The sequence below is a fragment of the Belliella filtrata genome (assembly GCF_022549775.1).
In the GTDB taxonomy this organism is placed as follows: Bacteria; Bacteroidota; Bacteroidia; order Cytophagales; family Cyclobacteriaceae; genus Belliella; species Belliella filtrata.
The window spans coordinates 1-3,562 of record NZ_JAKZGP010000120.1; the positions used below are offsets into that span (position 1 = coordinate 1).

The following is a 3,562-nucleotide window of genomic DNA, read 5'->3' on the forward strand; positions in this document are numbered from 1 at the left end:
CCAACTGGAGGTACACATACGATTAGTTGGAATATGGGTAATGGAGTTGTTTATAACGACAATCGACAATCGGTTAATATTTCTTACCCAAATAGTGGTTTATATGTTGTAACAGCGACAATGACCTCAAATGAATATCCACCTGTGGTTAAGACTTTTCCTATGCTTGTAAATAGTCCGCTATCCGTATCTATATGTGTTGATGGCCCTGTGAGTGTGGATTTGTGTGGAGCTTATCCTCCTAGTTATGGGACTTGTACAGTTAATAATAACAATCCCTATAGTGGAACAGAATTTATCGCGCAAATTAATGGCTCAGGGTGTCAAGGTGTATATTCATATCATTGGGAATTTAAACAGACAACACACACGAATTGGAGTACATTTGGAGGTAACTCGGATAGAGCATTATTTTTTGGTGGCTTTGAATCACAACCAACTTCTTATCAAATACGATGTACGGTGACAGATGTGTGTAATAGCTCTGTGGTTTCAAGTTCTTTCTTAGACTATTATCAGAGTACACCTGGTTGCGGTGGGGGATGGGGAGGAATAGGAATTACTTCTGATGGTTCTGATAATTAATCAAGCTTTCTAAAATATTTCAATGATTTAAATTTTAGGCTATGGAAACATACATTAATAATATAGCATTCAAGGGGTATTTGTTAATAGTTATAATATATGTATCTCTAATAAATGAATCTATTTCTCAGACGCTATCTGTTGAAAGAAATTTGATTAGGAAAGAAAGGATTTTCGTTCCTAATATTACTACAGATGCACAAGTAATCAATCTCCAATCAACCGGTAAAGCGGTAAGTATCTCCTATTTTGATCATCTTGGGAGAAAATCTCAAGACGTTATCTGGCAAGCAAGTCCAAGCAAAAAGGATATTGTTCAGCCCTATGCTTATGATAATAAAGGAAGGCAAGACACTACTTTTCTTCCATATACGGCATCATTGGGGACAGGGTCTTTCAAGCCAAGTCCGACAATTCAGCAAAGGAACTTTTACAACACTGCTAATTTTGGAATCCCTCAGGATACTCGCCCATATTTAAATACCATATTTGAAGATTCTCCTGATGACACGCCTTTAAGATCAAATGAAATTGGAGCGGGCTTTGAAACTAAGTTTGATTCTGTTTATTCCAAAGTGAATTCAGCAGTTTTCAGTGTTAGGAAATGGACGATTGTCAATTCATTACCGAGATCTACCTCAACCTATCTGAATGGTGAACTGTCATATACTGAGACCATTGATCGTGCTGGACTTGTCAATCGGCAATACACAGATTGGATGGGAAGAGTTGTTTTATCTCAGAATCAAGCAACAGGAACCACATGGCTCAATACTTATTATGTTTACAATGATTACAATGAGCTTATTTTTGTAATTCCTCCTCAAGCTTCAACAATATTAACACCCACTCAAGCAAACGTGGATATGTGGTGCTTTCAGCATGAATACGATGCTTTAGGAAGAAAAATTGGAACAAAAACACCTGGGGCTGGATGGGTATATACTATTTATGATCGTTGGGATCGACCTGTGTTAAGTCAGGATTCACTACAAAGATCAAAAAACCCAAAGGAGTGGACATTTGTAAAATATGACATTCACAATAGGCCTATTATGACCGGAGTATTCACTTCTTCTTCTACAAGAGCTGCGCTAACAACTGCTGTAGCCAATTCAATAACTAGAGATGAAATCAGGAATTCAACCAGCGTTGGATATAGTCTAAACCGGACTTATCCAACCACAGTACAGGAATCAAATTTATTGACAATTGAGTATTATGATGACTATTATTTCATTGATTTACCCAATTGGTCAAATGCCAATGCAAACTATCAGTATGGAGCTGTTTCAGGATATAGCGGCACCAGGCTTACCAGCGTCAAAGGACTGTCCACGGGCTCGAAATCCAGACAGCTTGGAGGCGGGAATCCATGGATGTACAGTGTGACTTATTTCGATAAATATTACCAACCTATTCAGCAGATATCTTCCCATCAGCTTAGCGGATTTGTGAAAACGGTTACTCAATACGCATTCTCTGGTGAAGTTCAGAAAACATTGAATATTTATAGACAAGGTACTACTGAAATGGCTCGTATAGAAAGATCATATACTTATGACCATGCAGGTAGGGTGTTAAGGCAGTATCATAAAGTAAACTCTCAGCCAAATGTATTGCTGGCAAGCTATACCTACAACGAATTGGGAGGGCCAGTGGAAGTGATTCACCACAGCAGAAACAATGGAAATAATTACCTCTACAAACAGAAGTCGGAAACCACCATTCAGGGATGGCTCTCAGAGATAAAGTATCTTTATTCCAATAACAATGTTGTTTTTCAGCAGAAACTGGATTATCAAAAGGCAGCTGGCAACGCTAATACTTCTCGCTTTGACGGTATGATTTCATCCAATCAATGGAAACATATGGGCAGTGGTGAACTTGAAAGAAGTTACACCTACACTTACAATGTGCCTAAACGTTTGACATCATCAGTTTACAAACAGAAATCGGGCACAACTTGGACAACAAATGACTTTTTTACTGAAAATAACATATCCTACAGTGCCAATGGCAATATAACTACCCTAAATAGGAGAAGAGAGAAATCGGGGACTGCGGCAGTGATTGACCAATTGACCTATACCTACAGTGGCAACCAACTTACCTCTGTGACGGATGCGGCATCAGCAAGCAACAAGGCGGATGGTTTTAACGATGGAAATGCTACTGGGATAGATTATGAGTACAATCCAAATGGGTTTTTGAAGTTGGATAGAAACAAGGGTATTACCAACATCACTTACAATATACTGGACAGGCCAGAAAAGATTGAGTTTGGAAGTAGTAAGGAAATCAATTATACCTACTCACCCAATGGAGCGGTATTGAAACAAACAATTTCAGGATTTCCCACAGGAAATAAAACTATCCAATATGTCGGAGAGCTAGTCTATGAAAACGGGGTATTGACTGATATCAATCATGAGTTTGGCAGGGTTCGAATGAATACAGGGCTCAGTTATCAATATTATCTGACAGATTATTTAGGAAATACACGTGTAGTGCTTCAAGAAGATCCAAGTGTGTTCACTACCTCGGCTGGATTTGAGCTAGATGCTATTGATTCAGAATCCCAGCAGTTTATCGGTTATGAAGATGTCACCAGAATAGCTTCAACAATGATGAACCATACTGATGGATATGAAAGTGAATATGCCATGAGACTTTCGGGTGGATATGGGGAAAATATGGGTTTGGCAAAGACTGTCAGTGTACTTCCAGGGGACACAGTGAGGATGGAAGTATTTGGGAAATACATAGACCTTAGGGATGCAAAAACCAACCCTGCTGTAATGGCTGTATTGATGGGACTTACAGGAGGTAATCCTACTGGTTTTGGAGTAGATGGAGGGATGGCAGCAAGGATGGCAAATACAGGTTCTGAAACAGGAAGCCTTGCAGGTATACTAAGTAAAAGGGATAGCAATAATGATGCTCCTCCTGCATACTTGAATTACCTTTTCTTTGA

At 39.0% G+C, this 3,562-nt stretch carries 2 protein-coding genes; both read left to right on the forward strand.

The window, feature by feature from the left end; translation table 11 throughout:
* Nucleotides 1–585: hypothetical protein (locus MM239_RS20585; RefSeq protein WP_241350212.1), on the forward strand; the 585-nt coding region annotated here is incomplete at its 5' end.
* Nucleotides 586–626: 41 nt separating this feature from the next.
* Nucleotides 627–3,562: DUF6443 domain-containing protein (locus MM239_RS20590; RefSeq protein WP_241350213.1), on the forward strand; the 2,936-nt coding region annotated here is incomplete at its 3' end.